The sequence below is a fragment of the Flavobacterium sp. CSZ genome (assembly GCF_015350725.1).
Classification (GTDB): Bacteria; Bacteroidota; Bacteroidia; order Flavobacteriales; family Flavobacteriaceae; genus Flavobacterium.
In genome coordinates, this window is sequence record NZ_JADKPQ010000060.1 from 1 (window position 1) to 1131 (window position 1131).

General features: G+C 38.8%; 1 protein-coding gene. It reads left to right on the forward strand.

Annotation, left to right across the window (positions count from 1 at the left end):
• Nucleotides 1–1131, forward strand: a 1131-nt coding sequence (locus IRZ78_RS25985; RefSeq protein WP_194620502.1) for an AMP-binding protein, incomplete at both ends; no start/stop codon positions are given.

A 1131-nucleotide genomic window follows, 5' to 3' on the forward strand; every position in this document is an offset into this window, starting at 1 on the left:
ACAGATAATGAATATGCACGTGATCAGACTGTTTTGGATTTATTTGAAGCACAGGCAAAGAAAAGCCCGTGGCAGATTGCTCTTAAGGATGATACTGTTAATTACTCTTATTTGGAGCTTGATGTACTCTCCAATGAGATTGCATCTTATATTATTTCAGAATTCGGATCAGACGATAAATCCTCGATAGCAGTAATGCTGGAAAGATCTGCCAATATGGTGGCTTTATTATTGGGGATTTTAAAAGCAGGGCGATCCTATATTCCTTTAGATCCTAAATTTCCCGTAGAGCGATTGAATTATATTTTGGTGAACAGTGAAGTAAAATTACTGGTAAAGGAGAGCAGTATCAATCTTGATTTAGAGACCCAAAATCTTCAAAGCATTATCAATCTGGAATCGCTTTTAGAGCAGTGCAATAAGCAAACTCAGGGCCATAAGGCTGCAGTATTGGCCGAAGATACCGCATATGTAATTTACACTTCGGGGTCTACAGGTAATCCTAAAGGAGTTGAAATCGGGCATCGCTCGCTGGTGAACTTTCTTTTAAGCATGAAGCAGAAACCCGGAATATCCCATCAGGATACTTTGTTTTCTGTTACCACTTATTCGTTTGATATTTCTATACTGGAGTTCTTTTTACCTTTAATTTCGGGCGCTACACTTTATGTTGCCAGTCATCAGACGTTGATGGATGCCGGATTGATTATCAAAAAACTTGATGAGATTAACCCTTCGATCCTGCAAGCCACACCAAGTTTTTACCAGCTGTTAATCGAATCGGGCTGGAGAGGCCTTCCGGGACTAAAAATATTATGTGGTGGGGAAGCCCTGAATGCCGCTTTAATAAAAAAACTAAAAAGCCTTTGTGCAGAAATTTGGAATATGTACGGTCCTACCGAAACTACGATTTGGTCAACGGTTAAAAAAATAGGAGAAGAAAAAGAAGATAAAGTATCCAATATCGGTTCACCAATTTACAATACGTCTATTTATATTTTGGACAATACGCTGCAATTGGTTCCAATAGGTCTTCCGGGAGCTATTTATATTGGCGGTGAGGGACTGGCAAAAGGATATTTTAAAAATCCGGAACTAACCCATCAACGATTTGTAAATAATCCATACAAG